This window comes from Pseudarthrobacter oxydans, assembly GCF_030812335.1.
Classification (GTDB): domain Bacteria; phylum Actinomycetota; class Actinomycetes; order Actinomycetales; family Micrococcaceae; genus Arthrobacter; species Arthrobacter oxydans_B.
The window spans coordinates 211,535-232,566 of record NZ_JAUSSN010000004.1 but is presented as its reverse complement, the minus strand read 5'-3'; the positions used below and the strand labels follow the sequence as shown (position 1 = coordinate 232,566).

19 protein-coding genes are annotated in these 21,032 nt (G+C 67.8%); 10 read left to right on the top strand and 9 right to left on the bottom strand.

What is annotated here, in order from left to right:
* Positions 1–12 precede the first annotated feature (12 nt).
* From J2W14_RS08575 to pta, 4 genes are all read left to right on the top strand, one after another.
* A complete protein-coding gene (locus J2W14_RS08575) occupies positions 13–1,779 on the top strand; it encodes an acetyl/propionyl/methylcrotonyl-CoA carboxylase subunit alpha (RefSeq protein WP_307461210.1) in 1,767 nt (588 codons plus the stop codon).
* Positions 1,776–2,642 (top strand): HpcH/HpaI aldolase/citrate lyase family protein, encoded by an 867-nt coding sequence (locus J2W14_RS08570; protein ID WP_307461207.1) that lies wholly within the window; start codon positions 1,776–1,778, stop codon positions 2,640–2,642. Before J2W14_RS08575 ends, J2W14_RS08570 begins: the two co-directional genes overlap by 4 nt.
* Before the next feature lie 24 nt (positions 2,643–2,666).
* Entirely contained in the window at positions 2,667–3,152 is a 486-nt protein-coding gene (locus tag J2W14_RS08565; RefSeq protein WP_307461203.1) for a MaoC family dehydratase, read from the top strand.
* An 86-nt stretch (positions 3,153–3,238) separates the two neighbouring features.
* The gene (pta, locus tag J2W14_RS08560) at positions 3,239–5,350 is read left to right on the top strand and encodes a phosphate acetyltransferase (protein ID WP_307461200.1); all 2,112 of its coding nucleotides are present in this window, start codon (positions 3,239–3,241) and stop codon (positions 5,348–5,350) included.
* Positions 5,351–5,360: 10 nt separating this feature from the next.
* Here the strand turns inward: pta and J2W14_RS08555 are convergent, their stop codons facing one another.
* Complete coding sequence (locus J2W14_RS08555) at positions 5,361–5,642, bottom strand: hypothetical protein (RefSeq protein ID WP_307461197.1); 282 nt, start codon at positions 5,640–5,642, stop codon at positions 5,361–5,363.
* A gap of 209 nt (positions 5,643–5,851) precedes the next feature.
* Between J2W14_RS08555 and J2W14_RS08550 the strand changes: the two genes are divergently transcribed.
* Positions 5,852–7,024, top strand: coding sequence for an acetate kinase (locus J2W14_RS08550; protein WP_307461194.1), 1,173 nt, complete (start codon positions 5,852–5,854; stop codon positions 7,022–7,024).
* Between the two features lie 148 nt (positions 7,025–7,172).
* Here J2W14_RS08550 and J2W14_RS08545 read toward each other — a convergent pair whose 3' ends face one another.
* Positions 7,173–7,754: a dihydrofolate reductase family protein gene (locus J2W14_RS08545; RefSeq protein WP_307461192.1), complete on the bottom strand. Its 582-nt coding sequence runs from the start codon at positions 7,752–7,754 to the stop codon at positions 7,173–7,175.
* A 590-nt stretch (positions 7,755–8,344) separates the two neighbouring features.
* Between J2W14_RS08545 and J2W14_RS08540 the strand changes: the two genes are divergently transcribed.
* Entirely contained in the window at positions 8,345–8,596 is a 252-nt protein-coding gene (locus J2W14_RS08540) for a nucleotidyltransferase family protein (protein ID WP_307461190.1), read from the top strand.
* Between the two features lie 38 nt (positions 8,597–8,634).
* A complete protein-coding gene (locus tag J2W14_RS08535; protein WP_307461187.1) occupies positions 8,635–9,291 on the top strand; it encodes an HAD family hydrolase in 657 nt (218 codons plus the stop codon).
* Positions 9,292–9,385: 94 nt separating this feature from the next.
* Here J2W14_RS08535 and J2W14_RS08530 read toward each other — a convergent pair whose 3' ends face one another.
* A complete protein-coding gene (locus J2W14_RS08530; RefSeq protein ID WP_307461184.1) occupies positions 9,386–9,676 on the bottom strand; it encodes an antibiotic biosynthesis monooxygenase family protein in 291 nt (96 codons plus the stop codon).
* A gap of 235 nt (positions 9,677–9,911) precedes the next feature.
* Here J2W14_RS08530 and J2W14_RS08525 point away from each other — a divergent pair, with 235 nt between their 5' ends.
* Positions 9,912–10,481, top strand: coding sequence for a GNAT family N-acetyltransferase (locus tag J2W14_RS08525; protein ID WP_307461182.1), 570 nt, complete (start codon positions 9,912–9,914; stop codon positions 10,479–10,481).
* 254 nt (positions 10,482–10,735) lie between these two features.
* Here the strand turns inward: J2W14_RS08525 and J2W14_RS08520 are convergent, their stop codons facing one another.
* The 6 genes from J2W14_RS08520 to J2W14_RS08495 form a co-directional block, all read right to left on the bottom strand.
* Entirely contained in the window at positions 10,736–11,557 is an 822-nt protein-coding gene (locus J2W14_RS08520; protein ID WP_307461181.1) for an HpcH/HpaI aldolase family protein, read from the bottom strand.
* Positions 11,542–12,327 (bottom strand): 2-oxo-hept-4-ene-1,7-dioate hydratase, encoded by a 786-nt coding sequence (hpaH, locus tag J2W14_RS08515; protein ID WP_307461177.1) that lies wholly within the window; start codon positions 12,325–12,327, stop codon positions 11,542–11,544. The genes J2W14_RS08520 and hpaH overlap by 16 nt, the downstream gene beginning before the upstream one ends.
* Before the next feature lie 2 nt (positions 12,328–12,329).
* On the bottom strand, positions 12,330–13,415 hold the full coding sequence (gene hpaD, locus J2W14_RS08510; protein WP_307461175.1) for a 3,4-dihydroxyphenylacetate 2,3-dioxygenase: 1,086 nt from the start codon (positions 13,413–13,415) through the stop codon (positions 12,330–12,332).
* A gap of 144 nt (positions 13,416–13,559) precedes the next feature.
* Positions 13,560–15,074: a 5-carboxymethyl-2-hydroxymuconate semialdehyde dehydrogenase gene (gene hpaE, locus J2W14_RS08505; RefSeq protein ID WP_307461172.1), complete on the bottom strand. Its 1,515-nt coding sequence runs from the start codon at positions 15,072–15,074 to the stop codon at positions 13,560–13,562.
* A 92-nt stretch (positions 15,075–15,166) separates the two neighbouring features.
* Positions 15,167–15,910, bottom strand: a complete 744-nt coding sequence (locus J2W14_RS08500) for a GntR family transcriptional regulator (protein WP_307461169.1) — start codon at positions 15,908–15,910, stop codon at positions 15,167–15,169.
* On the bottom strand, positions 15,903–17,492 hold the full coding sequence (locus J2W14_RS08495; protein ID WP_307461166.1) for a fumarylacetoacetate hydrolase family protein: 1,590 nt from the start codon (positions 17,490–17,492) through the stop codon (positions 15,903–15,905). Before J2W14_RS08495 ends, J2W14_RS08500 begins: the two co-directional genes overlap by 8 nt.
* A 249-nt stretch (positions 17,493–17,741) precedes the next feature.
* On the opposite strand from J2W14_RS08495, the gene J2W14_RS08490 reads away from it, so the two are divergent.
* Complete coding sequence (locus J2W14_RS08490) at positions 17,742–19,685, top strand: FAD-binding monooxygenase (protein WP_307461163.1); 1,944 nt, start codon at positions 17,742–17,744, stop codon at positions 19,683–19,685.
* Between the two features lie 680 nt (positions 19,686–20,365).
* Entirely contained in the window at positions 20,366–21,025 is a 660-nt protein-coding gene (locus J2W14_RS08485) for an IclR family transcriptional regulator (protein ID WP_307461161.1), read from the top strand.
* Positions 21,026–21,032 lie beyond the last annotated feature (7 nt).

The window sequence follows — 21,032 nt, the reverse complement described above, 5'->3', positions numbered from 1 at the left end:
CTAAGGACAACCATGTTCACCAAGATCCTCATCGCCAACCGTGGCGAAATCGCCGTCCGGGTAGCACGCAGCTGCCGCAAGCTCGGCATCGAGTCCGTCGCCGTCCACTCGGCCGCGGACGCCGGGTCCATGCACACCCGCGTGGCTGACAATGCCATAGACCTCGGTGATGGTCCGGCCAGCAGCAACTACCTCAACATCCCCAAGATCATCGCCGCGGCGATCGAATCGGGCGCCCAGGCCATTCACCCGGGTTACGGCTTCCTTTCGGAGAACCCGGAGTTCGCGGACGCGGTTGCCGAGGCCGGCCTCGTCTTCATCGGTCCTTCTGCGCACGCCATGACCACGATGGGTGGCAAGGTGGCCGCCCGCGACGTTGCCGTCCGCGTCGAGGTCCCCCTGGCTCCGGGCACCGGAGCCATCGCCAGCTCCGCCGCCGTCGAGGCGTTCGGCGCTGAGCACGGTTACCCGGTCCTGGTGAAGGCCTCGGCCGGCGGAGGCGGACGCGGCATGCGCCGCATCGACTCTGAGCCGCAGGCGAAAGACGCCTTCGACGCCGCCGTCAGGGAGGCCACCGCGGCTTTCGGCAACGGCGAGGTCTACCTCGAGCGATACCTCACCCGGGCCCGCCACGTCGAAGTCCAGGTCTTCGCCGACACCCACGGGAACGTGGTCTATGTGGGGGACCGTGACTGCTCCGTGCAGCGGCGCCACCAGAAGCTCGTCGAGGAGTCCCCGGCTCCCGGCCTTTCGGACGAACTGCGCCGGTCCATGGGCGACGCTGCCGTGCGCCTGGCCCGCGAAGTTGATTACGTCGGCGCCGGAACGGTTGAGTTCCTGGTCGAGGATGAGAAGTTCTTCTTCCTAGAAATGAACACCCGCATCCAGGTGGAGCACCCGGTGACGGAAATGGTGCACGGCGTGGACCTGATCGCCGAGCAGATCCGGGTCGCGGCCGGGGAGAAGCTGTCCATCCTGGGCAACCTCGCCCCCAAAGGTGCGGCCATCGAGGCCCGCATCAACGCCGAGGACGTCGCCGAGGGCCTGTTCCTGCCCGCCCCGGGGCCGGTGGACCTGATCACGGCCCCCGAAGGTGAAGGCCTGCGGTTCGACGCCGGCTACGAATCCGGTGACACCGTACTGCCGCTCTACGACAGCCTGATCGGAAAGCTGATCGCCTACGGACCAGACCGCGAAACCGCTATCAAGCGCCTGCTGGACGGCCTGGACCGCCTGCAGATCGAGGGCGTGCCCACGACCGTCCCGGCCGCGCAGACGATTGTTTCGCACCCGGATTTCCGGGAACTGCGCTTCAGCACCCTGTGGCTGGAAGAAACGGTTGACTTCTCCGAGGCCGAGCCGACTGACCGGGCCAACGTCGAGGTGGGCGGGCGCTTCTACATCATCCCGACCTTCAGCGACTACGGCACCGCCGGCGGCTACGGCGGCTACGGCGCCGCAGCGCCCGCCGCAGCCGCCGATCCCGCCAGTGATCCGGTGGCCGCCACCGGGCGGATCCGGCAGGCCCGGGCCAAGCGCGAAACCGTCAGCGACGGATCGGTCAAGGCCCCGATGCAGGGCACCATCATCAAGGTCAACGTCGAAGCCGGGCAGCAGGTCACCAAGGGTGACGTCATGTTCGTCCTGGAGGCCATGAAAATGGAGAACCCCATCCCGGCGCCGGTATCCGGCGTCGTCGGGGACTTCACCGTGGTCACGGGCGATTCGATGGCCGCCGGCACGCTGCTGACCAAGGTCACCGTGGAGGTGGCGGCATGAAGCCCTACCGCTCCCTGCTCTTCGTCCCGGGGCACAAACGGGACTGGATCGACAAGGCCCTGAACTCCGAGGCCGACGCCGTCATCATCGACCTCGAGGACTCCGTGCCCCCGCAGGACAAGGACCTGGCCCGCACCAATGCGCGGGATGCCCTTGAAGCGCACGACGGTTCCAAGGGCATCCTGGTCCGTCCGAATGCCCTGGACACCGTGTTCTTCGGCCGCGATGTCGCCGACGTGACGCACCGGAACCTGACCGCGTTCCTACTGCCCAAGCTCTTCTCCCGCGACGACGTCGTCCGGTTCGACGCGCTCGTGAGTGCGGCCGAGATCGACCACGGCATTGACCGCGGAACCGTCGAACTCGTGCCCTCACTGGAGACGGCCGCCTCGATCAGCAAGGTCGACGAAATCCTCGCCGGACCCCGGGTCGGAGGAGTGATGGCAGCCGCCGCCAAGGACGCGGACGTGTCCCGGGAAGTCGGCTTCCGCTGGACCGCCGCGGGCATGGAAACCCTGTACCTGCGGAGCAAAGTGGTGGTGGCCGCGCGTGCCGCGGGCATCCGCACCATCGTTCTCGGGCTGTGGCAGGAGGTCCGGAACCTGGACGGGATGCGCACCTTCGCGCAGGACAACAGCGGGCTCGGCTATACCGGCCAGGTGCTGATCCACCCCTCGCATGCCCCGATCGCCAACGAGGAATACGGCCTGACCGAGACGCTGAAGGACTACTACGGGGGCCTGATCGAGGCTTTCGAGGAAGGCCAGCGGAACGGCCACGGCGCTGTTTCCTACCTCGGCGACCACATTGACCTGGCACACGCCAACCACGCCCGCGAGGCGCTCGCCCTCGCGGGGGCATAACCTACCCAAGCAAAGGAGGCCGTCATGGCCGGAATGTATTACGAGGACTTCACCGTCGGCGACGTCATCAAGCACGAGGTCACCCGCACCGTCACCGAGACGGACAATCTGCTGATCACCGCGCTGACCATGAACGTGCAGCCCCTGCACCTGGACGCGGAGTTTTCAAAGAAGAGCATCTTTGGGAGGCAGATCGTCAACAGCATCTTCACGCTGGGCCTGGTCACCGGAATCCCGGTCCAGGACACCACCCTGGGCACCACACTGGGTAACCTCGGCTTCCGGGACATCGAGTTCCCGAAGCCGGTGTTCTTTGGCGACACCCTGCGCGTGGAGACCGAAGCCCTGGACAAACGGGAATCGAAATCGCGTCCGGACACCGGAATTGTGGGCATCGAACACCGCGGCTACAACCAAAACGGCGAACTGGTGTGCGTTGTGCGCCGGACAGCCCTGATGCTGCGCCGCGCCGGTCAGGTGGCGGAAGCGGAAGCCGCCAGCGTTTCCTAGCGGTGTGACGCGGTGCCGCCTTGCCCGGGCGGCGGCAGGAAGTGACAGGATAGGAGGATCTGCACCAGCACAGCAAAGGGCGAACCATGGCCAAAGGAATCTACGTCAGCGCGACCACCCCGGGCTCCGGTAAGTCGCTCATAGCCCTCGGGCTGGCGGACACCCTGCACCGGCACGCGGACCGGATCGGCTTCTTCAAGCCCGTGGTCAACGGCCACGACGCGGCCTCGGACCCGATGGTGGCGCTGATGAAGGCCCGGTTCAACCTCGACGACGAACGCTGCCGCGGCGGGCTGACCTTCGCCGAGGTCCGCAGCCTGTTCGCCGAGGGCAAGCGTGAGGAGATCGACTCCCGCTGCGTGGAGATCTTCGCCGAGATGGCCCGGCACTGCGACGTCGTGATCGTCGAGGGCACCGACCTGACCGGCCAGGACGCCGCCGTCGAGTTCGACCTCAACGCCCGGCTGGCGAATAACCTCGCCGCCCCGGTCGTCGCCGTCGTCGGCGCGAAGGGCCGCACCGTCGCGGAGACCGTCGACGCCGTCGAGGTGGCGCGCAAGGAACTCGTCGCCGAGCGGTGCACGCTGCTGGCCATCATGGTCAACCGCGCCGACCCGGAGGACCTGGAGGCCATCGCCGCCGCGGTCCGCCCGGGCGCCTCCGGCCGTCCCGTGTACGTGCTGCCCGAGCTGGAGGAGATCGCGCGGCCCACCACCGGAGAGGTCGCCGCCGCCATGGGGGTCGGCCAGGTCGCCGGCCTCGCGGACCTGGAACGCGACGTCCGCTCGGTCAAAGTGGCTGCCATGAGCGTGGCCAACTTCCTGCACGTGCTCGACGACGGCGCGCTGGTGATCGTCCCCGGTGACCGCGCCGACGTGCTCGTCGCCTGCCTGGCGTCCTCGTTCTCGCCGGAATTCCCGGTTCCCTCCGCCCTGATCCTCACCGGCGGCCTGGCCCCGGACCCCACCATCTACTCACTGCTCGCGCAGGCCCCGTTCCCGATCTTCGCCGCCCCGGACGACACCTATGTGACCGCGAAGCGGGTCTCCGAGGTGCGCAGCGAAATCTGGTCCGGGCACCGCCGCAAGGTCGCCTCCGCGCTAGGCCTGTGGGCCCGCCGGGTGGACGAGGCGGAGCTGCTGGAGCGGCTGCACCTGCCGCGGCTGGAGCGGATGACGCCGCTGCGCTTCCTGCACGACCTGATCGAGCGGGCCCGGTCCGAGCGCCGGCACATCGTGCTGCCGGAAGGCACGGATGTCCGCATCCTGCGTGCCGCGGAAATCCTGCACCGCCGCGACGTCTGCGAGCTGACTCTGCTGGGCCGCGAATCCGATGTCCGGGAGCTCGCCTCCACCCAGGGCATCGACCTCTCCGGCATCCACATCATCGACCCCGCCACCTCGGAGCTGCGCCAGGGGTTCGCGGAGAAGTACGCGCAGCTGCGGGCGCACAAGGGCGTGGACCTGGCCAAGGCCCTCGAGGTCATGCTGGACGGGAGCTATTTCGGCACCATGATGGTCCAGCTCGGGGAGGTGGACGGGATGGTCTCCGGCGCCGCGCACACCACGGCGCACACCATCCGGCCGGCGCTGGAGTTCGTCAAGACGCGAGACGGCGTCAAGATCGTCTCGTCCGTGTTCCTGATGCTGATGCCGGACCGGGTGCTGGTCTACGGCGACTGTGCCGTGAACCCGGACCCGAACGCGGAGCAGCTGGCGGACATCGCGGTGGCCTCTGCGGAAACCGCGGAGCAGTTCGGGGTGGAGCCGCGGGTGGCCATGCTGTCCTACTCCACCGGCGGCTCGGGCACCGGGGAGGCCGTGGACAAAGTCCGGCAGGCCACCGAGCTCGTGCGCGAACGCCGCCCGGACCTCGCCGTGGAAGGGCCCATCCAGTACGACGCCGCCGTCGACGCCGCCATCGCCGAGTCGAAGATGCCGGGCTCGTCCGTGGCCGGGCAGGCGACCGTTTTCATCTTCCCGGACCTCAACACCGGCAACAACACGTACAAGGCGGTCCAGCAGTCCTCCGGGGCGGTCGCCGTCGGGCCCGTGCTGCAGGGCCTGCGCAAACCCGTCAACGACCTCTCGCGCGGCTGCACCGTGGAGGACATCGTCAACACGGTGGCCATCACCGCCATCCAGGCGCAATCCGCGGAGCCCGCCGCCGAGCGGGCCCCCGCGGCTGCCCATGCCTAGTCAGCGGGTTCTAGTCAGTGTTTTCCGGCTCTGCCGTGCTGTCGGGATCCTTCTGGCTGGCGGGCTCATTGGCGAGGCCCGACGGCGTGAGGTCCAGGTCCTCCAGGTTCTCCGGGGCCTCGGGGGCTTCTCCGGTCTCGGCGGCCTTGAGGTCCCCGGTGTCGTCCAGGGCGGGGTTCGCGCCCTCGACGCCGGTCGGATCCTGCTTGCCGGAGCCGCTGGTCTGCTCCGTGCCCTCCTGCTCTGTGCTGACCGGCTGCGTGGTCTCGGGTTGCGTGGTCTCGTCAGTCATGGAAGTCCCTTCGTGAGTGGTCCAGTTGCTCCGCCGACTCTAGGCGCCTGCCGCGGCTTACGCAACGAATGGGCGCGCCCGCCGCTCCGGCAAAAGTTAGTCCGGCAATTTATAGTGGGTCCCACGGAGCGCTCCGCCAGGCTCCTCCGTGTTGCCCGTCCCGGCGCGCCCTCAGGGGTCAGCGCAGCAGCCAAGGCGTAGGAGGCCCCATGCTCGTGCTCGTTATCAACTCAGGCTCGTCTTCGCTCAAGTACCAGGTCCGCGACGTCGAGGCCGGCAGTGTGCTCGCCGAAGGTCTGGTCGAGAAGATCGGCATGGGCACCGGCGGCGAGGGCGACGGCGAGATCGAGGGCCCCCGCGACCACGCCGAGGCGCTGGAACAGGTGGACGCCGAGATCCACGCGGCCCTGGGCGACCGGGAGCTCGACGCCGTCGGGCACCGGGTGGTGCACGGCGGGGAGCGCTTCGCCGAGCCGGTCCTGATCAACAACGAGATCACCCGCGCCATCGAGCGGCTCAACCCGCTGGCGCCGCTGCACAACCCGGCGAACGTGCTCGGCATCCGCGCGATCTCGAAGAAGTGGCCGGACATGCCGCAGGTCGCCGTGTTCGACACCGCCTTCCACCGCACCCTGCCCGAGCACGCCTGGCGCTACGCCGTCCCCGAGGAGCTCTACGCCAACCACGGGATCCGCCGCTATGGCTTCCACGGCACCTCCCACGAATACGTCGCGCACCGGGCGGCGGCGCTGCTGGATGTCCCGCTGGAGGAGTTCGACGCCGTCATCGCCCACCTCGGCAACGGGGCCTCGGTCACGGCGATCCGCGGCGGACAGTCCGTGGACACCTCGATGGGCTTTACCCCGCTGGAGGGACTCGTGATGGGCACCCGCTCCGGGGACCTGGACCCGTCCATCCTCGTCTTCCTCGGCCGCGCCGGCTGGTCCCCGGAGGACCTCGACGCCATGCTCAACCGCCAGTCCGGGCTCAAGGGCCTGGCCGGCAACAACGACATGCGCTCCGTGGTGGAGGCCGCGGAAGCCGGCGACGCCCGGGCCGCCATGGCGCTCGCCGTCGCCTCCTACCGGCTCGCGAAGTACATCGGCGGCTACCACGTGGCCGTCGGCGGGGCGAAGGCCCTCGTCTTCACGGCCGGGATCGGGGAGAACTCGCACCAGTTCCGGGGGCTCGTCGCCGAGCGGCTGGGCGCCCTGGGCGTACTGCTCGACGACGGCCTGAACCGCGAACGCTCCAAGGAACCGCGCGTGATCTCCACGGCGTCCTCGGCCATCCCGGTCCTCGTGGTCCCGACCGACGAGGAGCGCGCGATCGCCGAGGCCACCGCCGCCGTCGTCGCCCACCCGGCTTCCGTTGCTCCGTAACCCATCCACTGCTCCGTAACCGCCCTTTTGGGGGTTCATAACGGCACTTGTGGAGCAGTTGTCGGTCCCGGGGCAGCGATGCGCAGCCGGAGGCCCGATCTTGTGTCACCGTTCGCAGTGGATTTTTTCGCGTACCCGCTCAGATCGGTCAGCGGCGCACCCGATAGCGCAGGTGAAGCACCCGGTTGCCCTGAATCACCACGTCGGGATCCTCCAACAAGTGCTGTGCGTGGACCGACCCGAAGTAGCGCTTGCCGGACCCGAACACGACGGGGGCGACGTCCATGCGCACCTCGTCGACCAGGCCCGCGGCAAGCACCTGGCCACCGACGTCGCCAGCGGCGACCTCGACGATGCGGTCACCCGCGAGCTCCTGCGCCTTGGCCACGGCTGCCTCGACGGCGTCGACGAAGTGAAACGGCGCCTCGGGGTCCCAGCCCTCGGGCTTCGGCCGGTGCGTCACGACGACCACGTGGTCGACCCCGCCCGGAGGCTTCCCGTCCCAGCCGTCCGTCATGTCGAAGACGTGCCGGCCGACGATTGTCGCCCCGATCTGGTCCCAGTACGGCCGGATGTAGTCGTAGGAGGTCTGTGAAATCTTCAACTGGCCGCTCTCGTCCAACGGCACGTCACCGCTGGTCAACCAGTCGAACAGGGGTCCGGGCTGGTCGTTCTCGTCCGCGATGAAGCCGTCCACCGACACCGAGCTGTACATGACCACCGTGCCCATGGGCCCTCCTCTGCTTTGGGATGCCCCCAAACTAGCGTGTGGTGAGCTGTCGCTCTTGTCAGAGATCATCCGCCGGCAGCGGCCAGCTGTCCAGCACGTGGCCGGGATGTTCGCGCAGGAATCGGTTGCTCCGTAGCTGCCCTTTTGGCGGCTCATAACGGCACTTATGGAGCAAACGATGGTGAGCCCATTCATCGGTTGCTCCGTAACCGCCCTTTTGGCGGCTCAAAAGGGCGTCCATGGAGCAATCGACTGCGCGGTTCATCCGATTGGAAGACGCCAGGCTGTCCGCTCAACGATGGTGAATCCCAATTTCCTAAGGTTGCTGATGCTGGGTGATCCTGGAGCTGCAGTGGCCGTGGCCAAAGAGAGGCCCCGGTCTGTCGCGAGTCGGAGCCGGTAAGCCAGGAGTGCGGTTTGAGCCCCAGTGCCTCCGGCGTGACGACTTCGCGTATTCGCCACGGCCTCCCGCTCATTCCTGATTGGCTGAAGTCAGCGCTCAAGCGCCGGAATGCAATTGGTCGCACGGGGGCCGGTTCGTAACCCTCGCTTCGAAACCAGCGGGGGCGCTGTTCAAGACCGTTTGGAACGTGTTCGACGGCAGGGATCCTGTCGCAGGCATCCGGGGCTTCGCGGCGAAGACCTGCTGCTTCGCGGTCACGGCAGACGACGACGGTGGCCTCACAACGTATGCGCCGCACGGTTACGAGGACCTTTTCGGGCGGAAGGTCGTGCCGAACCCGGTCCTCGCCCCCAGGGACGTATACCTGGCCAAGACACAGCGGTGGAGCGAGGAATGGCCATCGCTGATCGTCCAGCCCTGGCCCACGGTCAACGTTTAGGACGGCAACCCGCAGCCTCGAGCACGTAGTGTGAGGGAATGCTGCTGCTCGTGGACTTGGACAACACCTTGGTCGACAGGGCGTCCGCTTTCATTCTCTGGGCCAATGACTTCGTGCGGTCGCTTGGAGGAACCGATTCGGAGGCCGCATGGCTTATTGCGGCGGACCGTGACGGTTACGAACCGCGGGAATCCCTGGCCCGCGCCATCAAAGAACGGTTCGGCACTGATCTGAGCGTCAATGCCCTCGTTGAGAGGCTTCTCTACGACCATGTAGGCATGATGACCATGGACCCCGCGACGATGGGCGCTCTCCGGAGGGCCCGCAACTCCGGCTGGCGCATTGGTGTCGTCACCAACGGGACGACGGCACAGCAGACTCTCAAGATCCAAACCGTCGGGCTTGGGCCGCAGGTGGATGCCGTCGTCATTTCCGAGGCAGAACGCATAAAGAAGCCGGACCCCGCAATATTCCATATTGCCGCTAACCGCCTCGGTGTCGGGCTTGCCGGGGGCTGGATGATTGGTGATCACCCGACTGCGGACATCGCTGGTGGCCGCGCAGCCGGCCTGAAAACGGGCTGGGTCTCCCGCGGCAAAGAATGGCCCAGTGATATGGCTTCCCCGGACCTCTCCGCTGACACAGCCGCAGGGGTTATCGACGCGGTCATTCTCTATGGCGCTAGGGAAGTTTGAGGCTGGGCGCCGATTGAGCGGGTTGGTTCCCAAATGACACAGGGCTGCCATGCTTTGTGCGGATCCGTCCCGGTCCGTTGTCTGGGTGAGCCGCCTACAGGACGGTCTCGTAGTGCTCCACAACGGGAAAAGGATTGTAAAAGTGGTGCAGCAGGGCGCGCCAATTCGCGTACTGCTCGGACTGCCGGAAACCAATTGTGTGATCTTCGAGCCGTTCCCACTCGACGAGTAGTAGATAGGTGTTCGGAGACTCGATCGAACGCGACAACGACAGATTCCGGAAGCCGGCCATCGAAGCGATGATGGGCCGCGCCTCGCTAAATGCCAGCTCGAAGTCGTGTTCCTGGCCCGGAGTGACATGCAATAGCGCGTGTTCGGTAATCACCGGACGAGTCTCCCATACAGCAACACACGCACGCCGACCCCTGCTCCGCGGGATTCTGGAACAAGCCGACAATCCCGCCCTCTCAGCTGGGACGCAACGGCCGAACGGAGTGAAGAGCCACAAAGCGCGCTGGCGGAGCAGTCGAAGGCGCCCGCACGCATCGGTTGCTCCGTAACTGCCCTTTTGGCGGCTCAAAAGGGCGTCCATGGAGCAATCGATGGGTAGCGTGGGAGGCATGACGGAACCCAAGCCCCTCCCGCTGCCGATCCGGACCGAACGGCTGGTGCTGCGCCGCTTCGTGGCCGGGGATCTGGACGCGTACCACGCGTACCATTCGCTGCCCGAGACCGCACGTTTCCTGCCCGGGGAGGCGAAGAGTTACACCAGGTCCATGGAGTCCGTGGGCAAGTACGCCAACTTCGTCTTCGAGAAGGAGGGCGACTGGATCTGCCTGGCCATCGAAGCCGCGGATTCGCCCGGCCTGCTCGGCGAGGTGGTGCTTAAATGGATGCAGGGCTGTGGCCAGGCCGAGATCGGCTGGAGCCTTGCCCCGGAAGCCCGGGGCAAGGGGATCGCGACCGAGGCCGCCGAGGCCCTGCTGAAGCTGGGTTTCGAGGTGCTGCACTTCCACCGGATCAACGCCAAGCTCGATGCCCTGAACACGGCCTCCGCGGCGCTGTGCGAACGCCTCGGCATGCGGAGGGAATCCACGCAGGTGGACAAGTGGCACTACAAGGGCCAGTGGGCCACGGAAGTCGTCTACGCCATCCTCGAGTCCGAATGGAAATCCCGGCACCCCGCGTAGGGCACTGCCGGGCTCACCGAGTTGACGCAACTGGCCGCTATGCTGCCCTCCGGGCCACCCATCTGACACGAATGGCCGCTAAACGGGCGGGTATAGCGACCACTTGTGACGAATCGATGAAGACCGCGGCCGCCCGGTGCATCCATCTGACACGAATGGTCGCTACCGGAGGCGCCCGGCCACCCATCTGACACGAATGGCCGCTATCGGAGATCCCATAGCGGCCACTTGCGTCAGATGGGTGCGGCAGCGAGTCAGTAGCTGGCCGGGGTGTCGCCGCCGTCGGGCCGGATGAACGCGGCGGCTAGTGCCTCCGAGCCGCGGGCCAGCAGCGCCACATCGGCGCCCACCAGCACAAACGAGGCCCCGGAATCCAGATAGTGGTGCGCGGTGTCGGGGTTGAAGGCGTTCACCCCGGCGGGTTTGCCGGCCGCAGCGGCAGCGGCCAAGCAGTGTTCGACGGCGGCGCGCACCTCGGGATGTTCCTGCTGGCCCAGCAGCCCCATCGAGGCCGCGAGGTCGGAGGGCCCCAGGAAGATGCCGTCCACGCCGTCGACCGCCAGGATGTTCTCCACAACGGCAACGGCGGCCGTGGACTCGATCTGCACGGTGACGCTGATGGTCTCGGAAGCGCGGGCAAGGTAGTCGGGCACCCGGTTCCACCGTGCGGCGCGCGCCAGGGCGGACCCGACACCGCGCACGCCGTGCGGCGGGTACCGGGTGGCGGCCACGGCGGCCTCCGCCTCGGCCGCCGAGTTCACCATCGGGATCAGCAGGTTCTGCACGCCCAGGTCCAGATACTGCTTGATGACCACGGTGTCGTTCACCGGCGGCCGGACCAAAACATGGACCGGGTAGCCGTTGACGGCCTGCAGCTGGGCGAGGATGGATTCGAGCCCGTTGGGGCTGTGTTCGGCGTCGACCAGCAGCCAGTCCAGGCCGGAGCCGGCGCAGAGCTCGGCCACCAGGGGGCTGCCGGAACAGACCCACATCCCGGCCAGCGGGCGGTCGGCAGCGCCCGTTTGGGCGGCCAGGGCTTCCCGGAAGGTCAGGAAGGGTTCTATTCGAAGCGGCATGTGACAACTCCCAGGGGTCCGTAGTCGGCGTGGACGGTATCGCCCTTGTACACCCAGAGGGGCCGGGTGAAGGAGCCGGCGAGGATGATGTCTCCGGCCTTCATGCCGTCCCCGTGGGCTGCGATCTTGTTGGCCAGCCAGTGGACGCCGTTGGCGGGGTGATCCAGGACGCCGGCGGCGACACCGGTTTCCTCCACGGTCTGGTTCTTGTAGAGGATGGCCGAGACCCAGCGCAGGTCCACGGCGTCCGGGCGGACCGGGTTCCCGCCGATCACCATGGCCCCCATCGCGGCATTGTCCGAGATAGTGTCCACGATGGTCCGGCCCTCCATTTCGATCCGGGAGTCCAGGATCTCCAGGGCCGGAATGACGTAGTCCGTGGCGTTCAGGACATCGAAGATAGTGCAGCCGGGGCCGGCGAGATCCTTCTTCAGCACAAACGCCAGCTCCACCTCCACCCGGGGATGGCTGTACTGGTCCCAAGCCACGGAGCAGCCCGTCTCCAGCACCATGTCATCGAAGATGGCGCCGTAGTCCGGTTCGGTGATGCCGGTGGCGGCCTGCATCGCCTTGGAGGTGAGGCCGATCTTGCGGCCCACCAGCTTCCGCCCCGCGTCCTCGTTCCGGCGCCGCCACAGCTGCTGGACGGCGTAGGAGTCCTCGACCGTCATCCCCGGATAACGCGCGGTCAGCAGCGGGACCGGAGTCCGGGCCCGGCCGGCCTCCAGCAGCTCGTCGGCGATGACCTCAATCGTCTTGGCATCCAGCATGGCTACAGCTGCGCCCCGAGCTTGAAACCGGTCCGGTCCCCGTCGGGGGACCCGTCCTTGCGCGTATAGGAGAACCCGTCGGCCCCCACGGTTACGGCCATCTCGGACTTTTCCTCACGCACGACGACGGGCTGCGGGTTCCCGTCGAGGTCCAGGACCAGGGAGGCCTCGGTGTACCAGGACGGGACGACGGGGTTGCCCCACCAGTCGCGGCGCTGGTTATCGTGCACATCCCAGGTGATGACCGGGTTGTCCGGGTCGCCGGTGTAGTAGTCCTGGGTGTAGATCTCGATGCGGTGGCCGTCCGGATCGAGGATGTAGAGGTAGAACGCGTTGGAGACGCCGTGGCGTCCGGGGCCGCGTTCGATCCGGTCGGAGATGCGCAGCGCGCCCATCTTGTCGCAGATCTGGATGATGTTGTGCTTCTCGTGCGTGGCGAACGCGACGTGGTGCATGCGCGGGCCGTTGCCGCCGGTCAGGGCCGTGTCGTGCACGGTCTGCTTCCGGTGCATCCAGACCGCGTACGTGACGCCGTCGGAATCCTGGATGTCCTCCGAGACCCGGAAGCCCAGGTCCTCGAGGTACTTCCGCCCCCGCGGGACATCCGGGGTGACCTGGTTGAAGTGGTCCAGCCGGACCAGTTCGCCGGCGGAGTACAGGTCATAGCGCTGGGTGAGGCGTTCGACATGCTCCACGTCGTAGAAGAACTCGTAGGGGAAGCCCAGCGGGTCCTCGACGCGGACGGAGTCGCCGATGCCCTTGGTGAATCCGCCCTTGCGGCGTTCCGTGCGGCAGCCGAGTTCCTTGTAGTACGCCTCGGCGGCGTCGACCTCGGCAGGGGACTTCACCCGGTACGCGAACGCGGCGACGGCGGCGATGGGTCCCTTCCGCAGCACCAGGTTGTGGTGGATGAACTCCTCCAGGGAGCGCAGGTAGATGTTGTTCTCGTCCTCCTCGGTCACGTGCAGGCCGAGCAGGTCCACGTAGAACTCGCGGGACTTGGCCAGGTCGGTGACCACAATCTCCATGTAGGCGCAGCGGACAATGTCCGGGGCGGGGACCGAGGGCTTGGGGATGATGTTGCTCATGGTGTTCTCTCTTCGTCGAGGAGGGGGCAGTGGTTAGGGTACGACGACGGCGGGCCGGCTGGGGCGGCTGCGTCGCCACCCAACTGACTCGCAGTAAGTGCCGTTTTGGAACCTCATAACGGCCGCAAGTGCGAGCCAGTTGGGCTAGGCGCCGAACTTCGGGGTGTGGACGGTGCCGAGGGTGATGTGGACGGCCTGCTGGTCGGTGTAGAAGTCGATGGACCGGTAGCCGCCCTCATGGCCGAGCCCGGAGGACTTGACCCCGCCGAAGGGCGTGCGCAGGTCACGGACGTTGTGGCTGTTGAGCCAGACCATTCCGGCCTCGACGTTCTGCGAGAAGTTGTGCGCCCGGGTCAGGTTCTGGGTCCAGATGTACGCCGCCAGCCCGTACTTGGTGTTGTTCGCCAGGGCGAGGGCTTCCTCGTCGCTGTCGAACGCGGTGATCGCGACGACGGGGCCGAAGATCTCCTCCTGGAAGATCCGCGCGTCGGGGGCGACGTCGGCGAACACGGTGGGCGCGATGTAGTTGCCTTCCGGCAAGTGCTCCGGGCGCCCGCCGCCGGCCAGCAGCCGGCCCTCGGTCTTGCCGATCTCCACGTAGGAGGCCACCTTGGCGTAGTGCTCCGGGTGCACCAGGGCACCGACCTCCGTCTTCGGGTCGTGCGGGTCACCGACGACGATGTTTTTGGCCCGGGCGGCGTACTTCTCGCAGAATTCCTCGTATACGGCGCGCTCCACCAGGATCCGTGACCCGGCGGTGCAGCGCTCGCCGTTGAGCGAGAAGACCCCGAACAGGGCCGAGTCGATCGCGGCGTCCAGGTCGGCGTCGGCGAACACCACGCACGGTGACTTCCCGCCGAGCTCCATCGACAGGCCCTTGAGGTTCTCCGCGGCGTTGCGGAAGATGGTCTGCCCGGTGGTGGTCTCGCCGGTGAAGGAGATCAGCGGCACGTCCGGGTGCTTCACCAGCGCGTCGCCGGCTTCCTCGCCGAGGCCGTTGACCAGGTTGAAGACACCGTCGGGCAGGCCGGCGTCCTTGAAGATCTGCGCCCAGAGCGAGGCGGAGAGCGGGGTGAACTCGGCCGGCTTGAGGACCACGGTGTTGCCGGTGGCCAGCGCGGGGGCCAGCTTCCAGGATTCGAGCATGAAGGGGGTGTTCCATGGGGTGATGAGGCCCGCGACGCCGATCGGCTTGCGGTTCACGTAGTTGATCTGCGCGCCGGGGACCTTCATGGCGTCGTCGAACTGCGCCACAATCAGGTCCGCGAAGAAGCGGAAATTCTCCGCCGCCCGGAGCGCCTGGCCCTTGGCCTGGGTGATCGGCAGGCCGGTGTCGAACGTTTCGAGCTCGGCGAGCCGGGCCTCCTGGGCTTCGACGGCGTCGGCGATCCTGTTCAGGATGCGGGCGCGTTCCCGCGGCTTCATCTTCGGCCACGGGCCGTTGGTGAACGCTTCGCGGGCGGCGGCGACGGCGAGGTCGATGTCCTCTTTCTGGCCGGCCGCGGCGGTGGCGTAGTTGGTGTTGGACACCGGATCCAGGACATCGAAGGTCTTGCCGCTGACCGAGTCGACGAATTCGCCGTTGATGTAGTGCTGGATGTGCGTGGTGAGGTCCTGCGGGACGTAGTGGGTGGCGGTCTCAGGGGCAGTGAACGTCATTGTTTTCCTTACTGAACAACTGAACTTCTGAACGGATATGGCGGCGCTGATTGCTGCAGCGCGGGGTCACGTATGGCCGGTGCGGGGGGCCCTTAGCGGGCGCTGACTGACCCCGCGTTGCTTTGGGCGAGGTAGGCGTCCAGGGTGGCGGAGCGGTGCAGGCGGGCGGCTTTTTCGATCACGTCGGCGTCGGCGGCGGACTCGATGAGCCGCAGCAGGGCCTCGTGTTCGTCCACCGATTCGTGGGCGCGGCGGGGGACGAAGCGGAACGTGGAGGACCGCAGCGACGCCAGCCGGTTCCAGCCCCGGTGGACCAGGTCCAGGATGTGCGGGTTGGGGCAGTGCTCGAACAGGATGCTGTGGAAGTCCTGGTTGAGCCGGGTGAACCGGACCGGGTCGAAGTGCTCCAGGCATTCGCGCATCTCGGCGTTGACGGCCCGGGCCCGGGCCACGTCGGCCGGCCCGATCAGGGGAGCGGACAGGGCCGTGGCGGCGCCCTCGACGATGCTGAGGGTCTGCATCGTGTAGAGGTACTCGGTGGGGTCGATCCCGGCGACGGTGGCTCCGACGTTCCGCTCGAACTTCACCAGGCCCTCGGCCTCGAGCCGCCGGATGGCCTCGCGGACCGGCACCACACTGACGCCCAGGTCCTCGGCGATCTTGGCCAGGACCAGCCGGTAGCCGGGGGAGTAGCTCCCGTCCACGATCCGGGCCTTGACGGCCGCGTAGGCCTGCTCGGACTTGCTGGCGGTGTGGGTGACCGGGGCGGGCGAGACTGCGCGAGGGGCGGCCGGGGTGGCAGTGTTCGTGCCCAGGGCAGGTGCGGTGTCATTCATTGGCTTTGCCGGCTTCCCAGTTCACGTACCGCGCCCGCCACTCGGCGTTCAGCGGGTAGAGCCCGTCCACGCTGTGGCCCTGCTGCACCATCTCGGTGATGAAGGCCTCCTCGCGCTCCTGGGCGATCGAGTCGTCCGCGAGCTCCGCGGCCAGCGCCGGCGGGATCACCAGGATGCCGTCCGCGTCGGCGACGATGATGTCCCCGGGCTGCACGGTGGTGCCGCCGCAGGCGATGGTGATGTCCGTGTCCCACGGGATGTGCCGGCGCCCCAGCACGGCGGGGTGCGGGTTGGCGTAGTAGGTGGGCATGTCCATTGCGGCGACGGCGGAGAAGTCCCGGACGCCGCCGTCGGTGATGATGGCCGCGGCGCCGCGGACCTGGGCGCGGAGTGCCAGGATATCGCCGATGGTGCCCGTGCCCTTCTCGCCGCGCGCCTCCATCACCAGGATCTCACCCTCGTTGACGGAGTCGATGGCCTTCTTCTGGGCGTTGAAGCCCCCGCCGTGGGTCTTGAAGAGGTCCTCGCGGTTGGGCACGTAGCGCAGGGTCCGGGCCAGGCCCACGATCCGCTTCTCGGGACGGGTGGAGGTCAGCCCGTCGATGCTGACGTTGTTCAGGCCGCGCTTGCGCAGCTGCGAAGACAGGGTGGCCGTGCAGACGCTTTCCAGTTTGGCCTTCAGCTCCGGGGTCAGGACAGGCACGACGGCGGCCGCCGGCGCCTCGGCTACCGGCTCGGCGGCGTCCGGCGCCTCTTCCGAGGGGACATGCTCAGCCGCGGGAAGCCCGGCCGCCGCGCGGGAGCCGTAGGCCTCCTCCCGCTGCAGGTCATCGGTCCGGGGCTGCGCGCCGAAGTCGCCGAACGGCGTCGTGCCCTCCGCCACCAGGGTGACTAGCCGGCCCGTGGTGAGGCCGCCGCCGGCGCCGCCACCCGCCGTCGTGCCCTCAGTGCTGACGCTGCCGGTGCTGACGCCGGCAGTGCTGACCTCAACCTCGACGACGTCGCCCGGCTTGGCGACAGATGCCCCGGCGGGGGTGCCGGTGAGGATGATGTCGCCCTCTTCGAGCGTGAGCAGCTGGGACAGGTCGGCGACCAGGCGGGCGAAGGGGAAGAGCAGGTCACTGGTGGTGTCGTCCTGGACCAGTTCGCCGTTGTGCCAGGTGCGGATCCGCAGGCCGGCGGGGTCCACGGCGTCCGCGGCGATCAGTCCCGGGCCCACGGGGGTGAAGCCGTCGCCGCCCTTGGAACGGAGGTTGGAGCCCTTGTCAGCCCAGCGAAGGTCGTACACGCCGAGGTCGTTGGACGCGGTGACCCATTCGACGTGGTTCCAGGCGTCCTCGATGCCCACGCGGCGGGCGGGCTTTCCGATGATCAGCGCGATTTCGCCTTCGTAGCCGAGGAGTTCGCAGCCGGCCGGGCGCTCCACGGTCGAGCCGCTGAGGGCCAGGGACGAGGAGGGCTTCAGGAAGTACGAGGGCTGTTCGGGGGTGCGGCCGCGCTGGGCTGCCCGGCTGGGATAGTTGATGTGCACCGCGATGACCTTGCGGGCCGCTGCCAGGGTGTGGTCCGTGACCTGTTCCAAGAATGACTCCTCATCGAGTACGAAATCGTATACGAAGACTATTGCCCAGGAACCGCGGATCGTCAACCCCCGGATCCGGCCGATTTGATGAGCGCTTGTAACCCACGTCATATCTGCGTACAGTTTTGGAGAAGACGGAAATTCTATTATTGAACGTCACGTTCTATTATCGAACACTCAGCGACGGCGGCGGAAGCCGCCCGGCGAAGTGCCACCCGCGCAGTGCCCACAACGAAGTGAGGAAAGCCCGTGCAGTTCCACCACCACGGTTACGTATCCGGTGACCCGCGAGTCCAGCCCGCCGCCGGCGTCGGCATCGACCGGCCCACAGACCTTCCCGACGAGGTCGACGTGCTCATTGTGGGCACGGGCCCCGCGGGCATCGTCGCCGCCGCCCAATTGTCCCAGTTCCCGGGCGTCACCACCCGGATCGTGGAGCGCCGCGGCGGGCGCCTGCCCATCGGCCAGGCCGACGGCATCCAGGCCCGCAGTGTCGAGACCTTCCAGGCCTTCGGTTTCGCCGAGCGGATCATCGCCGAGGCGTACCGCATCACCGAGATGGCCTTCTGGAAGCCGGACCCAGCCGACCCGTCCAAGATCGTCCGCGCCGCCCGCGCCAAGGACGACACCACCGGCATCAGCGAGTTCCCGCACCTCATCGTCAACCAGGCCCGCGTGCTGGACTACTTTGCCGAGTTCATGGCCAACGCGCCCACCCGCATGGCCCCCGACTACGGCTTTGAGTTCCGGAGCCTCGAGGTCGACGACGGCGCGGAGTACCCCGTCACCGTCACCCTCCTGCACACCGCCGGCCCCGACGCCGGCCGGGAGCGCACCGTGCGGGCCAAGTACGTCGTCGGCGCGGACGGCGCCAGGAGCAAGGTCCGGGACGCGATCGGCTGCACCCTCGCCGGCGACCAGGCCAACCACGCCTGGGGCGTCATGGACGTCCTCGCCGTCACCGACTTCCCGGACATCCGCACCAAGTGCGCGATCCAGTCCGGCACCGGCGGCAGCATCCTGCTGATCCCGCGCGAGGGCGGCCACCTCTTCCGCATGTACGTCGACCTCGGCGAGGTCGACAAGGAGGACAAGGGCGCCGTGCGCAGCACCACCATCGAGCAGATCATCGCCCAGGCCAACGAGATCCTGCACCCCTACACGCTCGACGTCCGCAACGTCGCCTGGAACAGCGTGTACGAGGTCGCGCACCGCCTCACTGACAGGTTCGACGACGTTCTGCCGGAGCAGCAGGGCACCCGCACGCCGCGTGTGTTCATCACCGGCGACGCGTGCCACACGCACAGCGCCAAGGCCGGCCAGGGCATGAACGTTTCCATGCAGGACGGCTTCAACCTGGGCTGGAAGCTCGGGCACGTGCTGGAGGGCCGCAGCCCGGAGAGCCTGCTGTCCACGTATTCGGCCGAGCGCCAGGTCATCGCGAAGAACCTCATCGACTTCGACAAGGAATGGTCAACGCTCATGGCGAAGAAGCCCGAGGAGTTCAACAGCCCCTCGGAGCTCGAGGACTTCTACGTGAGCACCGCCGAGTTCCCGGCCGGATTCATGACCCAGTACACCCCGTCGATGCTCATCGGCGAGGCCACGCACCAGGACCTGGCCACCGGCTTCCCCGTCGGCAAGCGCTTCAAGTCCGCACCCGTGGTCCGGGTCGGCGACACCAACCCGATGCACCTCGGCCACCACGCCACGGCGGACGGCAGGTGGCGGATCTACGTCTTCGCCGACGCCGCGGCGCCGGTAGCGCAGGGCTCGGGGCATCCGGGTACAGGCTCGGCCGTCGCCGAGTTCGCCGAGTGGATCGCGAACGCGCCGGACTCGCCGCTCGCCGCAACCCCTGAGGGGGCCGACCGCGACGCGTGGTTCGACGTGAAGGTGATCTACCAGCAGGAGCACACGAGCATCGACATCGGCGCCGTGCCGGCCGTGTTCAAGCCTTCGGTGGGTCCGTTCCAGCTCACGGACTACGAGAAGGTCTACGCCACCGATCCGGCGGCGGACATCTTCGAGCTGCGCGGCCTCGACCGCGGCGGCGTGGTGGTGGTGGTGCGCCCCGACCAGTACGTGGCCAACGTGCTGCCGCTCACGGCGACAGCGGAACTCGGCGCGTTCTTCGCACCCCTGCTGCAGGCCGGCAAGCGCGCCCCCGAGCTCCAGCACCACACGGGCTAAGCACCGATCCGGCCGGCGGGCGGCTGAAGTGCAGCCCTCCCGCCGGCGCCGCGACGCTCCCGCCCAGTTACTTCCGCCCGCACCGCCTTTCGCCCACGCAATCCCGCGGATCTGCGGGGCGGAGTCTCGGTGCGGCACCGGGTAACTGGGCGGGAGCGTCGCCAGCCCGGAAACAGGGACGAAGCCAGCCCGGGAAGCAGTGACGAAGCCCGCCCGCGTTGACCCCGCTCGGTCCTTTCCACGGCCAATTCCGCTGCGGCAAACATCCCATGACGAGCCAACGGCTCAGCGCCGCGGTATTCCCGTAGCGCTGGGCCGTCCGGGCGTCACCAGCCCGGAACCGCAGCATCTGCCCGGAACAGCAGCGAATCTCGGCTCGAGCCCGGCGTCCGAGGCTGCACACGAGGGTAGGAAGTCGTGCGCGGGGCTCCCTCCCGTCGGCGTAGCGACGCTCCTGCCCAGTTACTTCCTCCCGCACGGCCCTCTACCCGCAGAATCCCGCGGTTCTGCGGCGTGGGAGCGGGGTGCGGCACCAAGTAACTGGGCGGGAGCGTCGCCAGCCCGGGACGCAGTGACGAATGTAGCGGATTTCGCCGGGAGCGTCGCCAGCCGGGCACGCCGGGCCGGAACCCCAGCCGGGCTTGCATTCCGCTGGCGCTGTTGTCTCCTAGGCTGGGACCATGACTTCCCCGGACGCGCTGAACAGCAACCGCACCCTGGCCCGCGTCGCGTCCATCCTCGACGCGGTGGACGGCGAGGCGGTCTCGGCCACCGAACTGGCCAAGAGGTCGGGGCTTTCGGTGTCCACGGCCCACCGGCTCGCCCTGTCCATGGTCGAATACGGATTCCTGCGCCGGACGGAGTCCGGGGAATTCCGGCTGGGCCACCGATTCGTCCGCAATGCCATGGAGCAGGCAGCCCTGCCCCGGCTGGCCGAACTCCAACGCAGCACCGGGGAGACCGCCCAGCTCTGGGTCCGCCGCGGGGACGAGCGCGTCTGCCTCCTCAGCGTGGACAGCGACCATGAGCTGAAGGCCTCGCTGCCGTCCGGATCCAGGCTCCCCCTTCCCGCGGGCTCCAGCGGCAAACTGCTGGCGGAGGATCCCGAAGCCCTGGCCAGCATCGAACAGCACGGCTGGGTTGAATCCACCGGTATCCGGACGCCCGGACTGGGCTCCGTCAGTGCCCCCGTCATAGTGCGGGGACGCCTGCTCGCCAGCGTCTGCCTCGCCGTTCCGCTCCCCAGGGTGTCGGAGTCGCCCGGGCACGATTTTGGCGCCGCAGTGATCGCGGCAGCCGCACAGATCGCGGCGGACCTCGAGCAAAGCCCCAACACCTAAAGCGAGG